The 15887-nt window shown below is 71.3% G+C and carries 18 protein-coding genes and 3 tRNA genes; 5 read left to right on the top strand and 16 right to left on the bottom strand.

The annotated features are described in order from the left end of the window. Positions 1 to 9: 9 nt before the first annotated feature. From ACIBJC_RS10150 to ACIBJC_RS10125, 6 genes are all read right to left on the bottom strand, one after another. Positions 10 to 1065: a UDP-N-acetylmuramate dehydrogenase gene (locus ACIBJC_RS10150; protein WP_399290212.1), complete on the bottom strand. Its 1056-nt coding sequence runs from the start codon at positions 1063 to 1065 to the stop codon at positions 10 to 12. 74 nt (positions 1066 to 1139) lie between these two features. Further along, positions 1140 to 1568 (bottom strand): MaoC family dehydratase, encoded by a 429-nt coding sequence (locus ACIBJC_RS10145; RefSeq protein ID WP_329828538.1) that lies wholly within the window; start codon positions 1566 to 1568, stop codon positions 1140 to 1142. Between the two features lie 5 nt (positions 1569 to 1573). Continuing rightward, entirely contained in the window at positions 1574 to 2026 is a 453-nt protein-coding gene (locus ACIBJC_RS10140; protein WP_384919522.1) for a MaoC family dehydratase N-terminal domain-containing protein, read from the bottom strand. An 87-nt stretch (positions 2027 to 2113) separates the two neighbouring features. Then, complete coding sequence (gene rpmG, locus ACIBJC_RS10135; RefSeq protein ID WP_003956487.1) at positions 2114 to 2278, bottom strand: 50S ribosomal protein L33; 165 nt, start codon at positions 2276 to 2278, stop codon at positions 2114 to 2116. A gap of 93 nt (positions 2279 to 2371) precedes the next feature. Continuing rightward, a tRNA-Met gene (locus tag ACIBJC_RS10130) sits at positions 2372 to 2444 on the bottom strand. Between the two features lie 47 nt (positions 2445 to 2491). Continuing rightward, positions 2492 to 2564: transfer RNA gene (locus ACIBJC_RS10125), tRNA-Thr, on the bottom strand. 260 nt (positions 2565 to 2824) lie between these two features. Here ACIBJC_RS10125 and ACIBJC_RS10120 point away from each other — a divergent pair. Beyond that, positions 2825 to 4093, top strand: coding sequence for an amidohydrolase family protein (locus ACIBJC_RS10120; RefSeq protein WP_399290209.1), 1269 nt, complete (start codon positions 2825 to 2827; stop codon positions 4091 to 4093). Positions 4094 to 4165: 72 nt separating this feature from the next. After that, positions 4166 to 4825 (top strand): SDR family oxidoreductase, encoded by a 660-nt coding sequence (locus tag ACIBJC_RS10115; RefSeq protein ID WP_399290207.1) that lies wholly within the window; start codon positions 4166 to 4168, stop codon positions 4823 to 4825. An 87-nt stretch (positions 4826 to 4912) separates the two neighbouring features. Here the strand turns inward: ACIBJC_RS10115 and ACIBJC_RS10110 are convergent. Further along, a tRNA-Tyr gene (locus tag ACIBJC_RS10110) sits at positions 4913 to 4994 on the bottom strand. Between the two features lie 237 nt (positions 4995 to 5231). On the opposite strand from ACIBJC_RS10110, the gene ACIBJC_RS10105 reads away from it, so the two are divergent. The 3 genes from ACIBJC_RS10105 (at position 5232) to ACIBJC_RS10095 (ending at position 7145) form a co-directional block, all read left to right on the top strand. Further along, positions 5232 to 5720, top strand: coding sequence for a YajQ family cyclic di-GMP-binding protein (locus ACIBJC_RS10105; protein ID WP_329828534.1), 489 nt, complete (start codon positions 5232 to 5234; stop codon positions 5718 to 5720). Between the two features lie 178 nt (positions 5721 to 5898). Then, positions 5899 to 6411 carry a methylated-DNA--[protein]-cysteine S-methyltransferase gene (locus ACIBJC_RS10100; RefSeq protein WP_399290205.1) on the top strand — a complete coding sequence of 171 codons (513 nt, stop codon included), beginning with the start codon at positions 5899 to 5901 and terminating at the stop codon, positions 6409 to 6411. Next, on the top strand, positions 6408 to 7145 hold the full coding sequence (locus ACIBJC_RS10095) for an alpha-ketoglutarate-dependent dioxygenase AlkB family protein (RefSeq protein WP_399290203.1): 738 nt from the start codon (positions 6408 to 6410) through the stop codon (positions 7143 to 7145). The genes ACIBJC_RS10100 and ACIBJC_RS10095 overlap by 4 nt, the downstream gene beginning before the upstream one ends. Positions 7146 to 7179: 34 nt before the next feature. Here the strand turns inward: ACIBJC_RS10095 and ACIBJC_RS10090 are convergent, their stop codons facing one another. The 9 genes from ACIBJC_RS10090 to ACIBJC_RS10050 form a co-directional block, all read right to left on the bottom strand. Then, positions 7180 to 7449: a GlsB/YeaQ/YmgE family stress response membrane protein gene (locus ACIBJC_RS10090; protein ID WP_399290201.1), complete on the bottom strand. Its 270-nt coding sequence runs from the start codon at positions 7447 to 7449 to the stop codon at positions 7180 to 7182. 212 nt (positions 7450 to 7661) lie between these two features. Beyond that, positions 7662 to 8054 carry a YccF domain-containing protein gene (locus ACIBJC_RS10085; RefSeq protein ID WP_399290199.1) on the bottom strand — a complete coding sequence of 131 codons (393 nt, stop codon included), beginning with the start codon at positions 8052 to 8054 and terminating at the stop codon, positions 7662 to 7664. Then, entirely contained in the window at positions 8051 to 8914 is an 864-nt protein-coding gene (htpX, locus tag ACIBJC_RS10080; protein WP_399290197.1) for a zinc metalloprotease HtpX, read from the bottom strand. Before htpX ends, ACIBJC_RS10085 begins: the two co-directional genes overlap by 4 nt. 186 nt (positions 8915 to 9100) lie before the next feature. Next, positions 9101 to 10687 carry an NADH-quinone oxidoreductase subunit N gene (locus ACIBJC_RS10075; RefSeq protein ID WP_399290195.1) on the bottom strand — a complete coding sequence of 529 codons (1587 nt, stop codon included), beginning with the start codon at positions 10685 to 10687 and terminating at the stop codon, positions 9101 to 9103. Beyond that, positions 10684 to 12372, bottom strand: a complete 1689-nt coding sequence (locus ACIBJC_RS10070; RefSeq protein WP_399290193.1) for a NuoM family protein — start codon at positions 12370 to 12372, stop codon at positions 10684 to 10686. The genes ACIBJC_RS10075 and ACIBJC_RS10070 overlap by 4 nt, the downstream gene beginning before the upstream one ends. A gap of 3 nt (positions 12373 to 12375) precedes the next feature. Continuing rightward, positions 12376 to 14379, bottom strand: a complete 2004-nt coding sequence (locus tag ACIBJC_RS10065) for an NADH-quinone oxidoreductase subunit L (RefSeq protein ID WP_399290191.1) — start codon at positions 14377 to 14379, stop codon at positions 12376 to 12378. Next, positions 14376 to 14744, bottom strand: coding sequence for an NADH-quinone oxidoreductase subunit NuoK (gene nuoK, locus ACIBJC_RS10060; protein ID WP_329828523.1), 369 nt, complete (start codon positions 14742 to 14744; stop codon positions 14376 to 14378). Before nuoK ends, ACIBJC_RS10065 begins: the two co-directional genes overlap by 4 nt. After that, the gene (locus ACIBJC_RS10055) at positions 14744 to 15307 is read right to left on the bottom strand and encodes an NADH-quinone oxidoreductase subunit J (protein WP_399291153.1); all 564 of its coding nucleotides are present in this window, start codon (positions 15305 to 15307) and stop codon (positions 14744 to 14746) included. Before ACIBJC_RS10055 ends, nuoK begins: the two co-directional genes overlap by 1 nt. A gap of 26 nt (positions 15308 to 15333) precedes the next feature. Then, the gene (locus tag ACIBJC_RS10050; RefSeq protein ID WP_399290189.1) at positions 15334 to 15885 is read right to left on the bottom strand and encodes a NuoI/complex I 23 kDa subunit family protein; all 552 of its coding nucleotides are present in this window, start codon (positions 15883 to 15885) and stop codon (positions 15334 to 15336) included. Positions 15886 to 15887: the final 2 nt, after the last annotated feature.

The raw sequence follows: 15887 nt of genomic DNA, 5'->3' as shown, positions 1-15887 counted from the left end.
CCAGAGACCTCAGAGGCTGACGCCCACCGTCACCGGCTCGTTGACCAGAGTGATCCCGAAGGCGTCGTACACCCCGGCGACGACCTCGCGCGCGAGGTCGAGCAGGTCCTCCGTGCGCGCGGCGCCCCGGTTGGTGAGGGCGAGGGTGTGCTTGGTGGAGATCCTGGCCGGGCCCGTGCCGTACCCCTTGGTGAAACCGGCCCGGTCGATCAGCCACGCCGCCGAGGTCTTCGTACGCCCCTCCCCCTCCGGGAAGCCGGGGGGTGTCACGTCGTCGCCGAGGCGGGCCCTGACGCGCGCGGCGAACTCCGCGTACTGGCGGTCGGTGAGGATCGGGTTGGTGAAGAACGACCCCGCGGACCAGGTGTCGTGGTCCTCCGGGTCGAGCACCATGCCCTTGCCGGCCCGCAGCTTGAGGACGGTGTCCCTGGCGGTGGCGGCGGGGACCCGGTCGCCGGGCTCGACGCCGAGGGCGCGGGCGGTCTCGGCGTACTTGAGAGGGGCGGAGAGGCCGCCCGCGTCCTCCAGGCCGAAGCGGACCCGCAGCACGACCCAGCGCCCGGGGTGCTGCTTGAAGCGGCTGTGACGGTACGAGAAGCCGCACTCGGCGCCGGTGAGCGTCACGGTCTCGCGGGCGGCGCGGTCGTACGCAACGACCTCGGTGACGGTCGTGGAGACCTCCTGGCCGTACGCGCCGACGTTCTGGATCGGGGTGGCGCCGGCCGAGCCCGGGATGCCGGCCAGGCACTCGACGCCCGCGAGGCCCGCTTCGACGGTCCGGGCGACGGCCTCGGTCCAGACCTCACCGGCGGCCAGCTCCAGCGCCGTACCGTCGAGCGTGAAGCCCTTGGTCGCGATGCGCAGGGCGGTGCCGTCGAAGCCCCGGTCGCCGATGACCAGGTTGCTGCCGCCGCCGATGATCAGGAGCGGGGTGCCCGCGTCGTCCGCCTTCCGTACGACGGCGATCACCTCGTCGTCGGTGACGGCGGTGACGAGCCGGGCCGCGGGACCGCCGAGGCGGAAGGTGGTCAGGGGGGCGAGAGGGGCGTCGCGGAGTTCGTGCACGGGCACAAGCGTAAGGGGCGCCCGGCCATTGCGGGCGCCCCTTACCTGCGGCCTGTAGGCCGGTGCTGCGTGTGTCAGGCGAGCCGGACGACGGCGCGGGCCATACCCAGCACCTTCTGCCCCGCGCTCATCGCCGTCAGGTCCACGCGGACCCGGCCCTCCTCCAGCTTCGCCGCGACCTTCGCGCTGACCTCGACGAGCGCGCCCGTCTCGTCGTTGGGCACGACGACGGGCTTGGTGAAGCGGACGCCGTACTCGACGACGGCCCCCGGGTCGCCGACCCAGTCGGTCACCACGCGGATCGCCTCGGCCATGGTGAACATGCCGTGGGCGATGACGTCGGGGAGGCCGACCTCCTTGGCGAACTTCTCGTTCCAGTGGATCGGGTTGAAGTCCCCGGAGGCGCCCGCGTACCGCACCAGCGTGGCGCGTGTGACGGGGAAGCTCCGCGCCGGCAGCTCCGTACCGACCTCGACGTCGTCGTAACCGATCTTCGCGGTCATCGCTCTCACGCCCCCTCGGCGGCGCGCGCCACCAGCTTGGTCCACGCGGTCACCACGTGCTCGCCGGCCTCGTCGTGCACCTCGCCGCGTACGTCGATGATGTCGTTCCCGGCGAGGGACTTGATCGCCTCGATGGTGGAGGTGACGCTCAGCCGGTCCCCCGCGCGCACGGGGCGGGAGTACGCGAACTTCTGGTCGCCGTGGACGACCCTGCTGTAGTCCAGACCGAGCTGCGGATCGGCGACGACCTCGCCTGCGGCCTTGAACGTGATCGCGAACACGAAGGTCGGCGGGGCGATCAGATCGGTGTGCCCGAGCGCCTTGGCGGCCTCCGGGTCGGTGTACGCCGGATTGGGGTCGCCCACCGCCTCGGCGAACTCACGGATCTTCTCCCGGCCGACCTCGTACGGCGCGGTGGGCGGATAGCTCCGCCCCACGAAGGACTGATCGAGCGCCACTGACTCGCTCCCTCCCTGATGTAGGTGACCACTACAAACGACGCGAGGCCGTCCCCAACCGGGGACGGCCTCGCGTACGAGCCTGATTCAGCGCGTTTCGCGGTGCGCGGTGTGCGAGTTGCAGCGCGGGCAGTGCTTCTTCATCTCAAGACGGTCCGGGTTGTTACGCCGGTTCTTCTTGGTGATGTAGTTCCGCTCCTTGCACTCCACGCAGGCCAGCGTGATCTTCGGGCGGACGTCGGTGGCAGCCACGTGAGTGCTCCTTGGACGGACAACGGATGAAAGGATGAACGCATAAAAGAGTAGCCGATCGAAGGACCGACCCCACAATCGGCTACTTTTGTGTAGCGGTGACCGGACTTGAACCGGTGACACAGCGATTATGAGCCGCTTGCTCTACCGACTGAGCTACACCGCTTCGATGCTGGATCTCCTCGCCCGAAGGCGAGGATCACCGAACATCTGAGCCCCAATACGGAATCGAACCGTAGACCTTCTCCTTACCATGGAGACGCTCTACCGACTGAGCTATTGGGGCGAGCGATGAAGACATTACACGGTCGCCCACCGATCGCCCAAATCCGTTTCGTGGCCCGTCGCCCCAGGTGTCCCACCCCGTGTCACACACCACTTCCGGCCCCGGTTCGCGCTGGTCGCGGCGCCCGTCCGGGCGGCTCCCCGTGGGCTCGCCGGTACGACTATTTCGCTCCTCCGCGAAGCCCGGCCGGGGCGCCCCTAGGCTCGGCTCCGCGCTCCGTGATCTTGCACGTGGCGCGGACCACCTCCCCCAGGAGCCCGATGCCCGACAGCCAGCCGCAGCCGCCCGACGGGGCCACGGCCGACACCCCCGCGCTCGTGCTCTGCGGCGCCCGGCTCGCCGACGGCCGCATCGTCGACGTACGGATCGGCGCGGGCCGGATCGAAGCCGTGGGCACGGCAGGCAGCCTCCCGCCGGGCGGCGCCTCACGCGTGGACCTCGGCGGCTACCTGCTGCTGCCCGCCCCCGCCGAGCCGCACGCCCACAGCGACACCGCGCTCACCGCCGACCGCGCCGCCGAGCGGCCCGTCCCGTACACCTCCGAGGACGTGCAGCGGCGCGCCACCGAGGCCGCGCTCCTCCAGCTCGGCCACGGCGCGACCGCGCTGCGTTCCCACGTACGCATCGGCGACGCCCAGGAGCTGGGCCGGCTCGCGGCGGTCCTCCAGGCGCGGCGCTCGCTGCGCGGGCTCGCCGATCTGACCGCCGTGGCCGTGCCCCGGCTGCTGACCGGGCTCGCGGGCGCCGACGGGCTCGCGATGCTGCGCGACGCGGTGACGATGGGCGCCGGGGTGGTGGGCGGCTGCCCGGACCTCGACCCCGATCCGACGGGGTACGTGGAGGCGGTGCTGGAGGTCGCGGCGGAGCACGGGTGCCCCGTCGACCTGCACACGGAGGGCGCCGAACCGGCCAGGATCGCGCGGCTCGCGGCGCTGGCGGGCGGGGTGCCGGCCGGGGTGACGCTCGGCCCGTGCGCGGGGCTGGCCGCGCTGCCCGCCGAGGTGGCGGCGCGGGCGGCGGACCAGTTGGCGGCGGCCGGGGTGACGGTGGTCTGCCTGCCGCAGGGCGGCTGCGGAGGCCTGGAGCGGCGCGGTACGGAGCGGGTGGGCGGGGCGCGCGGGGTGGCCCCCGTACGGCTGCTGCGGGCGGCCGGCGTACGGCTCGCGGCGGGCGGCGGGGCGCTGCGGGACGTGTCGAACCCGGTGGGGCGCGGGGATCCGCTGGAGGCCGCGTATCTGCTGGCCTCGCAGGGCGGGGTACGCGCGGCGGACGCGTACGGCGCGGTGAGCGGGGCGGCGCGGGCGGTGATGGGGCTGCCGGAGGTGCGGGTGGAGGCGGGCTTCCCCGCGGAGCTGCTGGCGGTGCGCGGGGAGCGGATCGAGGGGGTGCTGTCGCTCGCGTACAGCAGGATCGTGATCCACCGGGGGCGGGTGGTGGCGCGGACGAGCGCGGTACGGGAGTACTGCGACTCGGTCGAGTCGGGCGCGCCGGAGCTGCCGCGCCAGGGCCGGCCGGGCGGGGGCCCGTGAGCGGGAGGCGCGCCCGTGCGGCGGGGCGCGAGGTCGCGACGTACGGTCACGTCGCCACGTACGGTCGTGAGCATGCGAATCGTGATTGCCGGAGGACATGGTCAGATCGCGCTGCGGCTGGAGCGTCTGCTCGCCGCGCGCGGACACGGGGTGGCGGGCATCATCCGCAACCCCGGTCAGGCGGAGGAGTTGCGGGCCCTGGGCGCCGAACCGGTCGTCCTGGACCTGGAGTCGGCCTCGGTCGAGGAGGTGGCGGAGGTGCTGGCGGGCGCGGACGCCGCGGTGTTCGCGGCGGGCGCGGGCGGCGGCAGCGGCGCGGCCCGCAAGGAGACGGTGGATCTCGGCGCTGCGGTGCTCTTCGCGGACGCGGCGGAGCGCGCGGGCGTACGCCGTCACGTGGTCGTCTCGTCGATGGGCGCCGACCCGGACCATCAGGGCGACGAGGTCTTCGACGCGTACCAGCGTGCCAAGGGCGCGGCGGATGCCTCCGTACGGTCGAGGTCCGGGCTGGACTGGACGGTCCTGCGGCCGGGCGCGCTGACGAACGACGCGGGTACGGGCCTGGTCACGCTGGCGGAGTCGACGGGGCGGGGCGCGGTGCCGCGCGACGACGTGGCGGCGGTGCTGGCGGAGCTGCTGGAGGCGCCGGGCACGGCGGGCCGGACGCTGGAGCTGATCGGCGGCGCGGTACCGGTGGCGGACGCGGTGAAGGCGGCGGTCAACGGCGGTTGACCGTACGCGAGCTGTCCGTACACGAGCTGACCTACGCGAATGGCCCCTTCCGCACGTTTCCGTACGGAAGGGGCCATCTCGATCGCGTGGCGGCGCCAGGATTCGAACCTGGGAAGGCTAAGCCGGCGGATTTACAGTCCGCTCCCATTGGCCACTCGGGCACACCGCCATGGGATGTCGCTGCCGTCCGAGCTGCCCTTTTCGGGGCCGCGCTCCTTGGCAACGACGTAAACGATACCCGATGCCAGGGGGTGCTCCGCCACCGGATTGTTCCGCGCTCGGGGCGGTCCCGGGTGACTAGGCTTTACGGCGACGGCGTCGGCAGCACCTCGACTGCGCCCGGCGACAACCGGCAGCACAGCAGCACCCATACAGGCAGACAGACCGATACAAGGAGCCACAGGACATGGCCGACTCCAGTTTCGACATCGTCTCGAAGGTCGAGCGGCAGGAGATCGACAACGCCCTCAACCAGGCCGCGAAGGAGATCTCGCAGCGCTACGACTTCAAGAACGTGGGGGCCTCGATCGACTGGTCCGGCGAGAAGATCCTGATGCAGGCGAACTCCGAGGAGCGGGTCAGCGCGATCCTCGACGTCTTCCAGTCCAAGCTGATCAAGCGCGGCATCTCGCTGAAGGCGCTGGACGCCGGCGAGCCGCAGTTGTCCGGCAAGGAGTACAAGATCTTCGCGTCGATCGAGGAGGGCATCTCCCAGGACAACGCCAAGAAGGTCGCGAAGATCATCCGCGATGAGGGTCCCAAGGGCATCAAGGCGCAGGTTCAGGGCGACGAGCTGCGGGTCAGCTCGAAGAGCCGTGACGACCTCCAGACCGTGATCGCCCTGCTGAAGGGGCACGACTTCGACTTCGCGCTCCAGTTCGTCAACTACCGCTGAGGACGGCGGTTCGGGGACCGCGCCCGGAGGGTGGGTGCGGTGTCCGAATTCCGCCAGCTTCGCGGGTTCCGGGGGCGCAGACTCGTCACTGAGCGGTCGTTGAAACACACCGCGTGGAGAGGAACGAGTGATGACAGTCACCTTGAACACCTTGAACAGCTCGAAAGCCTTGAGCACCGTGAGCGCGACCATCTTGTACACCACGGTCGACAGCCCGCTGGGCGACGTACTCCTGGCCGGTGTGGGGTCCGCCACGGCACCGGGCGGTGTGGCGCTCGCCTCCCTCTCCCTGCCGGGGCAGAAGGGCGCGGCGGTCGTCCAGGACGACTGGGTCCGCGCGCCCGAGGCGTTCGCCGGGATCGTCGGGCAGCTCCGGGCGTACTTCGCCGGTACGTCGACGGGCTTCGACATCGAGTACGCGGCCGGCGGCACGGAGTTCCAGCGCCGGGTCTGGGCGGCGGTGGACGCCATCCCGTACGGCGTGACGGTGACGTACGGGCAGATCGCGGCGCGGGTCGGCGCGTCGGGCGCGGGGGTGCGGGCCGTGGGGACGGCGATCGGGCGCAATCCCCTGCTCGTCGTACGGCCGTGTCACCGCGTGATCGGCGCGGACGGGGCGCTGCGCGGGTACGCGGCCGGACTGGAGCGCAAGGAGCGGCTCCTCGGCCTGGAGGGCGCGCTGCCGGCATGAGCGCCGGCGCGGCGGGAGACGACGGCGCGGGCGGCGGACCGGGCGGGGACGGGCTGTTCCCGGAGCCGTTCGCGACGGGCCGGGCACGTACGGTCGTCGCGCCCGGGGCCGTGCATGTCCCGGGCTGGCTGTCGGCCGAGCGGCAGCGGGAGTTGGTGACGGTCTGCCGGGGGTGGGCGCGGGGGCCGGTGCCGATCCGGCACACGGTGCTGCCGAACGGTGGCGTGATGTCCGTACAGACGGTGTGTGTCGGCTGGCACTGGCAGCCCTACCGGTACACGCGGAGCGCGGGGGATGTGAACGGCGCGCGGGTCGCGGAGTTCCCGTCCTGGCTGGCCGAGTTGGGGCGCGCGGCGCTCGTGGACGCGTACGGCGATCCGGCGGCCGGTGCCGCGTACGCCCCGGACACGGCTCTGATCAACTTCTACGACGGCGACGCGCGGATGGGGATGCACCAGGACAAGGACGAGAGGTCCGCGGCGCCGGTGGTCTCCCTGAGCATCGGCGACAGTTGTGTCTTCCGGTTCGGCAACGCGGAGGGCCGGGGCCGCCCTTACACGGATGTGCGGCTCGCCTCCGGTGACCTCTTCGTCTTCGGAGGGGAGTCGCGCTTCGCGTACCACGGGGTGCCCAAGGTGTATCCGGGGACGGCGGGGCCCGGGACGGGGATGAGCGGTGGCCGGCTCAACATCACCCTGCGCGAGACGGGCCTGACGGACCCTTCCGGGACCTGAGGCCCCGCCCCGCCCGCGAGCCCCGCCCGCCGGTTCAGCGGGACCGTGAGTGGCCGAAGAGGAGCCGGTACACGACGAGCAGGACGAGCGCGCCACCGATGGCGGCGATCCAGGTGGCCCCGTCGTAGAAGTCGTTGCTGATCGGCCGGTCGAGCCATGTCGCCGATATCCAGCCGCCGATGAAGGCTCCCGCGATCCCGATGAGGGTCGTTCCGATCAGCCCGCCGGGGTCCCGGCCGGGGAGCAGAATCTTGGCGGCGGCGCCGGCGAGAAGTCCGAGAATGATCCAGCTTATGACACCCATGCCCTGAACCTGCCTTTCTTGCGGTATCGCCCTCAATGACGCCGCAGAGGCGGGCCGTGGTTGCGATGTGTACGGTGCTCAGCAGCCCGGGGCCTGGGGCACGGCCGGGCGGACTCCTGATGCTGAGTGATCAACTACCCCGCATCCCCTGGGGCATACGTCCGCATTCGGTAACAGCCCCGAGGGTGTCGTCGGGGCTGTTCGAGGGTCCGTCAGCGGGAGGTGAAGGGCTGGTCCGTGGAGACGATCTCCTTGCCGAGCGGCATCAGGGAGAGCGGGATCAGCTTGAAGTTGGCCAGGCCCAGGGGGATGCCGATGATCGTGACGCACTGGAGGACGCCGGTGACGATGTGGCCGAGGGCGAGCCACCAGCCCGCGAGGACCAGCCACAGGACGTTTCCGACGCACGAGGGCGCGCCCGCGCCGGGGCGGTCGACCGCTGTGTAGCCGAAGGGCCACAGGGCGTAGACGCCGATACGGAAGGCCGCCACGCCGAAGGGTATGCCGATGATCGTGATGCACAGCAGAACGCCCGCCAGCATGTACCCGAGGAAGAGCCAGAAACCGCTCAGGACGAGCCAGATAATGTTCAGGATTGTCTTCATGCTCGCGGACCTGCCATCTGTTCTAGTCGGGCGATGCGCTCCGCCATCGGCGGATGCGTGGAGAACAGTTTCGAGAATCCCCGACCTGGACGGAAGGGGTTCGCGATCATCATGTGACTGGCTGTCTCGATCCGCGGTTCGGCCGGCAGCGGAAGCTGTTTCGTTCCGGCTTCCAGCTTACGCAACGCGCTCGCCAGGGCGAGCGGGTCGCCCGTGAGCTGGGCTCCGGACGCGTCCGCCTCGTACTCGCGTGAACGGCTCACCGCGAGCTGGATGACGGACGCCGCCAGCGGCCCCAGGATCATGATCAGGAGCATGCCGAAGATGCCGGGGCCGTCGTCGTCGTCCGAGCGGCCTATGGGGATGAGCCAGGCGAAGTTCACCAGGAACATCACCACGGACGCGAGGGCTCCGGCCACCGACGAGATCAGGATGTCGCGGTTGTAGACATGGCTCAGCTCGTGACCGAGGACCCCGCGCAGCTCCCGCTCGTCCAGGATCTGGAGGATCCCGTCCGTACAGCAGACGGCCGCGTTGCGCGGGTTGCGGCCGGTGGCGAACGCGTTGGGCGCCTGTGTGGGGGAGATGTACAGGCGCGGCATGGGCTGGCGCGCGGCCGTCGACAGCTCACGGACGATGCGGTAGAGCTGCGGCGCCTCGAATTCGCTGACGGGGCGTGCGCGCATCGCGCGTAGAGCCAGCTTGTCGCTGTTCCAGTACGCGTACGCGTTGGTGCCGACCGCCACGACGAGCGCGACGATCAGACCCGTACTTCCGAAGAAACTGCCGATCGCGATGATGAGTGCGGACAGTCCCCCGAGGAGTACTGCGGTCCTGAGCCCGTTGTGCCGGCGGTGCACGGTACGCCCTCCAAGTCATGCGGCAGGGGAACCCTTTTGCCTGGTGCTGCTCCACTCTCCAGTGGACCCTTCCGTACAGGTCAACGCGAGGCGGGCGGTCCGGGTTCCCCGGCAGACCGGACGGGGGCGTACGCCGTCCGGGTGGTTGTGGCTTTCCGGTCGTGGCTTTCCGGTCGTGGCTTTCTCTCAGAAGAGGCTGACGCCGGCGAAGCGCAGCACCAGTTGCGGCGCGCCCGAGAGGGCGATGCCCGCGGCGGCGGTCAGCGCGATGGCCGCGGTGAGGGCGGGCGCCGGGGTCAGGGCGGCCGTCCCGGTGTCGGCGGTCACCGTCGTGGGGGCGTCGGCGCTTTCCGGCTGCCCCTCCGGGGAGCGGAAAAGGACCGCCGTCCACTGGAGGTAGTAGTAGAGCGCCACGACAACGTTGAGGGCCATGACGACGGCCAGCCAGCCGAGTCCCGCGTCGACCGCCGTCGAGAAGACGGTGACCTTGGCGAACAGGCCGATGATGCCCGGCGGCAGCCCGGCCAGGCAGAGCAGGAAGAAGCCCATCGCGAGCGCGGCGAGCGGCCGGCGGGCGTAGAGGCCCTGGTAGTCGGAGATGCGGTTCAGCGGCTTCGTACGGGCCACGAGCGCGACGACGGCGAACGCGCCGAGGTTGACGACGGCGTACATCAGGGCGTACGCGACGGTGGAGCCGATCCGCTCCGTCCCGCCGCCCTCGCCGCCGCTCCCGTCCCCTCCCCCGCCGTACGCGGCGGCGGCGATCGGCACCAAGAGGTAGCCGGCCTGGGCCACGGACGACCAGGCCAGCAGTCGTACGGCGCTCCACGCGCGCGTGGCGGACTGCCGAAGTGCGGCCACATTGCCGAGCGTCATCGTCAACGCGGCGAGGACGGCGAGGACCGGCCCCCATACGGCGTGGTACGAGGGGAACGCGACGACGGTCACCAGGATGAGGCCGGAGAAGCCGACGGCCTTGCCGACCACGGACAGATAGGCGGCGATGGGCAGCGGCGCGCCCACATAGGTGTCGGGCACCCAGAAGTGGAAGGGCGCGGCGGCCGTCTTGAAGGCGAAGCCGACGAGGGTGAGGGCGACACCCGCCTCGGCGAGGGTGGAGAGCTGTCCGGGGACCTCGTCCAGCTTCGTGGCGATCTCGGTGAGGTGCATGGTGCCGGTGGCCGCGTACACGAAGCTGACGCCCAGCAGCATGACGGCGGTCGCGGTGACCGAGGAGAGGAAGAACTTCAGCGCGGCCTCGGAGGAGAGCCGGTCGCCGCGCCGGAGCCCGACCAGGGCGAAGGCGGGCAGGGAGGCCACTTCGAGCGCGACGACGAGGGTGGCCAGGTCGCGTGCGGCGGGCAGCAGCGCCGCGCCGGCCGCCGAGGCGAGCAGCAGGAACCAGAACTCGCCCGCGGGGAGCTGGTGCGTGTCGTGGTACGAGAGCAGTGCGGTGAGCAGCGCCCCGCCGAGCACCAGGAGCTGGATGACCAGCGCGAAGTGGTCCGCGGTGTAGCTGCACACGTCCGATGCGGTGGTGAGGCAGAAGGTGGCGCGGTCGCCGTGGCGCAGCGGCAGGAGTGTGCCGAGCGCGGCGACGAGGCCGGCGATCGCGAGACCGCCGAGGAGCGGCTTGCGGTGGTCCGGTACGAAGAGGTCGGCGACCAGGATGATCAGGGCGACCACCGCCACGAGGGTGGGGGGCGCGATCGCGAGCCAGTCGACGGACTGGACGAGGCCGGCGGCGCCGGCGCTCTCGGCGGCCACGGTCACGACTTGCCTCCTGCGAGGAGCTTCTGCACGGCGGGGTCGGTGAGGCCGAGGAGGACCGCGGGCCAGAGACCGGCGAGGACGGTCAGCGCGACGAGCGGGGTCCAGGCGGCGATCTCGTAGGTCTGTACGTCGGCCACGTCGGGGAAGTGCGGCGCGCCCGCGCCCGTGGTCCCCGGCGTGTCCCGCGTTCCCTCGGTCGTCCCGGATTCCGGGGCGCCTTCCGGCTCGTGGGGCGGCACGCCCATCTCGTGGGGCGGCACGCCCATGCAGACGCGGCGTACGACGACCAGCAGGTACGCGGCGGTGAGCAGGGTGCCGAAGGCGGCGACGGTCATGAAGGTGAGGAAGGCGGGGCGGCTCAGCCCCTCCGCCGGGTCGAACGCGCCGAACAGGGCGAGCATCTCGCCCCAGAACCCGGCGAGCCCCGGCAGTCCGAGCGAGGCGACCGCGGCGAAGGCGAGCAGCCCGCCGAGGCGGGGGGCGCGGCCGTACAGCGCGGCGCCGGTCGCTCCGGCGAGGGTGTCGAGGTCCGCGGTGCCGTACCGGTCCTTGAGGGCTCCGACCAGGAAGAACAGCAGGCCGGTGATGAGGCCGTGGGCGATGTTGGCGAAGAGCGCGCCGTTCACGCCGGTGGGGGTCATCGTCGCGATGCCGAGCAGGACGAAGCCCATGTGGCCGACGGAGGAGTAGGCGATCAGCCGTTTGAGATCGCCGCCCGCGCCCCGCTTGGCGAGGGCGAGGCAGGCGAGGGAGCCGTAGATGATGCCGACGACGGCGAAGGCGGCGAGGTACGGGGCGAAGACCCGCATCCCGTCGGGGGCGATGGGCAGGACGATCCGGACGAATCCGTACGTACCCATCTTGAGCAGGACGCCGGCGAGGAGGACGGAGCCGACGGTCGGCGCGGCGGTGTGGGCGTCCGGCAGCCAACTGTGCAGGGGCCACATCGGGGTCTTGACCGCGAGCCCGAGACCGATCGCCAGAACGGCGGTGACCTGCACGGATGTGCTGAGACCTGAGCCGTTGTCAGTGGCGAGTGCCATCATGTCGAATGTGCCGGCCTGGACTCCGATGAGGAGCAGGCCGAGCAGCATGACGACGGACCCGAGCAGTGTGTAGAGGATGAATTTCCAGGCGGCGGCCTGCCGGCCGCCGGTGACGCCTTCCGAGCCGCCCCAGCGGGCGATCAGGAAGTACATCGGGATCAGCACCATCTCGAAGGCCAGGAAGAACAGGATCAGATCGAGGACGGCGAAGGTCGCGAGCGTGCCGGATTCGAGCACGAGCAGCAGGGCGACGAATGCCTTGGGCGAGGGGCCCTTGGGCATCTTGAAGTAGCTGTAGAGCGCGCAGAGGAAGGTCAGCAGCGCGGTCAGGACCAGAAGGGGGAGTGAGATGCCGTCGACACCGAGGTGGATCCGCACGTCCAGTGCCGCGATCCAACTGATGTCCGTGGTGGCCTGCATCCTCGACGGCTGGTCGTGGTCGAAGCCGAGCGCGAGGACGATCGCGGCGATGAGGATCGCGCCGGTCACGGTCACGCCGTGGCGCAGGACGGCCTGGTCGGGGCTGCTGCCGCGGAGCCCCGGCGGGGCGGGGAGCAGGGCCGCGACGGCGCCGACCAGCGGGCCGACGATGATCAACGCGAGAAGGAACTGCATCACGGACTCACTGATATCGATCACGGCTCACGCTCCGGCGGCGACGAGTACGGCGGCGATCGCCAGGACGACGGAGCCGGCCAGCAGGGCGCTGAGATAGGTCTGCACATTGCCGGTCTGGGCACGGCGTACGGCGCTGCCCAGCCAGCGGGTGCCGGTGCCCGCGCCGCGTACGTAGGTGTCGACCACCTCGCGGTCCAGGAAGCGGACCAGCTCGGCGGCGGCCAGGACGGGGCGTACGAACAGGCGGTGGTAGACGGCGTCGAGATGGAAGCCGGAGGCCGCGTGGCGGTGGAGCGGGCCCAGCACCAGCCGTCCGGGGTCCGCCGGGTCGTCGGCCGCCGAGATGGAGCCGTAGGTGGCGGTGTGGGTCTCGATGGCTTCCGCCTCGGTGAGCGCGGGCTCGGTGTGCGGATGCGCGGTGACGGCGCCCATCGGCGTACGGGCGGCGAGCGCCGTGGTGTGGCGCCAGCAGCCGTAGATGATCAGGCCGCCGGCGAGACCCGCTCCGGTGCCCAGGACGGAGGTGGTGAGGTTCGGGGCGAGGCTGTGGCCGTCGAACCACTCGGCGAGATATCCGACGGTCAGACCGAAACCGAGGGAGGGAAGGGCCAGCACCCACAGGACGGCGCTCATGGACACGGGCTGTTTGCCGTGGTCGGGGGCCTCGGCGCCGTGGCCACGGAAGGCCAGCAGCCAGAGGCGGGTGGCGTACGCGGCGGTGAGCAGGGCGGTGAGGAGTCCGGCGACCAGCACCGTCCAGCCGGCGGCCCCGGGGGCGGCGGATTCGTCGAGGGCGGCGTGCTCGGCGGCGACCAGGACGGATTCCTTGGAGAAGAAACCGGCGAAGGGAGGGATCGCGGCGAGCGCGAGCAGGGCGACGGTCATCGTCCAGTACGCGTCGGGGATGCGCCGGGGCAGGCCGCGCATCCGGGACATGGTGGCCAGCGAGTTGGTGCCGGCGGCGTGGATGACGACACCGGCGCCGAGGAAGAGGAGGGCCTTGAACGCACCGTGCGAGACGAGGTGGAAGACGGCCGCGCTCCGGTCGCCCACGGCCAGGGCGCCCGACATGTAGCCGAGCTGACCGATGGTCGAGTAGGCGAGGACCCGCTTGATGTCGTCCTGGGCGAGGGCGGCGAGCGCCGAGCCGACCATGGTGACCGCGGCCATCACGGCCAGGACGACCAGCGCCGCCTCCGAGGCGGCGAAGACGGGGAGGAGCCGGGCGACGAAGTAGATGCCGGCCGCGACCATGGTGGCGGCGTGGATCAGCGCGGAGACGGGCGTGGGGCCCGCCATCGCGTCGGGCAGCCAGGTGTGCAGCGGGAACTGCGCGGACTTGCCCGCCACTCCGGCGAGCAGCAGCAGCGCCACGAGGGTGGGGTGGTCGAGACCGCCGTCCGCGACGGTCTTCAGGACGCCGGTGATCCGGAACGTGCCGGCGTCGGCGGCGAGCGCGAACAGACCGATCAGGAAGGGGACGTCGCCGAGCTTGGTGACCAGGAACGCCTTGAGGGAGGCGGCGCGCGCCTCGGGTGTCTCCCAGTAGTGGCCGACGAGGAAGTACGAGCAGATGCCCATGATCTCCCAGCCGACCAGCAGCACCATCAGGTCGCCCGAGTAGACGACGAGCAGCATCGCGGAGGTGAAGAGCGAGACCAGAGCGGCGTACGAGGGGTAGCGCGCGTCACCGCGCAGATAGCCCGTCGAGTAGATCTGCACGCACGACGCGACGACGCCGACGAGGACGGCGACCAGGGCCGCGAAGCCGTCGATGTGCAGGGCGAGGTCGATGGGGACCGAGCCGGTGGGGGTGAGCTGGGTCGCGGCGTCCAGCGGCGCCTTCCCGCTGCCCGCGCCACCGCCCTGGCGTACGGCCACGATCACGGCGAGCGCGGCGGCGGCCAGGGTCGGCAGAATCGCCAGGGGGCGGACGAACCCGGGGGCGGTACGGCCGAGCAGCAGCCCGGCGACGGCGCCCAGGAACGGCAGGACGGGGACGAGGACGGCGAGGGTCGTGGTGGTCACGCGGTGGCCTCAGTCTTCTGCGTCGGAGCCTGCTGCGCCGGGGTGGCGGTCCCGTCGGGGCCCTCGGCGGTGTCGCGGAGCCGGTCGATGTCCGAGGAGCCCCGGTTGCGGTAGACCATCAGCACGATGGCCAGGCCGATGCCGATCTCCGCGGCGGCGATGGCGATGACGAAGAGGGTGAGCGCCTGGCCGGTGTGGAGCGTGTCGCGGAGCCAGACGTCGAAGGCGACGAGGTTGAGGTTGACGGCGTTGAGCATCAGCTCGACGGACATCAGGACGAGGATCGCGTTGCGGCGCGCGAGCACCCCGTACAGACCGACACAGAACAGGAGGGCCGCGAGCACGGCGGGGTAGGCGAGATGCATCAGCGCCGCTCCTTGCGGGACAGGACGATCGCGCCGACGAGGGCGGCCAGCAGGAGGACGGAGAGCGCTTCGAAGGGCAGCACCCAGTTCCGGAACAGGAACGCTCCCGTGACCTCGGTGGAGCCCTGTGCCGCGCCCCGCAGGTCGATCCAGGTCGTACGGAAGGCGTCGACGACGACCCAGACCAGACAGACGGCGGCGACGGCGGCCACCCCGAGCGCGAGCGGGCGGTTGCCCGAATCGGAGTCCGGGGAGCGGCCGATGGGCGCCTTGGTGAGCATCAGTCCGAAGAGGAGGAGGACCACCACGGAACCGAGATAGATCAGGACCTGCACCCAGGCGATGAACTCCGCCGTCAGCAGGAGGTACTCCACGGCCAGGCCGCCGAGCGCGACGACCAGCCAGAGGGCGGCGTGCACGAGCTGCTTGGTGGTGACGGTGATCAGGGCCGCGCCGAGGGTGACCAGGCCGACGAGGACGAAGGCGATCTCGACGCCGGACGGGGAGAGGAAGGCGTGTCCGGTGGCCGTAGTGGCCGCCGGAGCCGCCGGTGCGGAGAGCACGGACGCCGCCGTGGCCGCTGCGAGGCTCACTCCCCTGCCTCCCGCTCCTGCTGGGCCGCCGCGGCGAGCTTCTCCACTGCCTTGCGGGCCGCGCCGAGCTCCTTCGGGTCCTCGGCGGCGGGGTCGAGCGCGGGCGGCGCCGGCACCGTCCACATCCACTCGCGGAGCTTGTCCCGCTCGTGGGTGAGTTCGAGGATGTCCGTCTCCGCGTACTCGAACTCCGGTGACCAGAACAGCGCGTCGAAAGGACAGACCTCGATACAGATACCGCAGTACATGCAGAGCGAGAAGTCGATGGCGAACCGGTCGAGGACGTTACGGCTGCGCTCGCGGCCACCGGGGGCCGCCGCCGGGACCGTCTCCTTGTGGGAGTCGATGTAGATGCACCAGTCGGGGCACTCACGGGCGCAGAGCATGCAGACCGTGCAGTTCTCCTCGAACAGGCCGATCACGCCCCGGGAGCGGGGCGGGAGTTCGGGCTGTGCTTCGGGGTACTGCGCGGTGACGGTCTTCTTCGTCATCGTCCGCAGGGTGACGGCGAGGCCCTTGGCCAGGCCGGATCCGGGGATCGGGGACATGG

It is taken from the genome of Streptomyces sp. NPDC050509 (genome assembly GCF_044457965.1).
In the GTDB taxonomy this organism is placed as follows: domain Bacteria; phylum Actinomycetota; class Actinomycetes; order Streptomycetales; family Streptomycetaceae; genus Streptomyces.
This window is presented reverse-complemented; position numbering and strand designations above follow the sequence as displayed.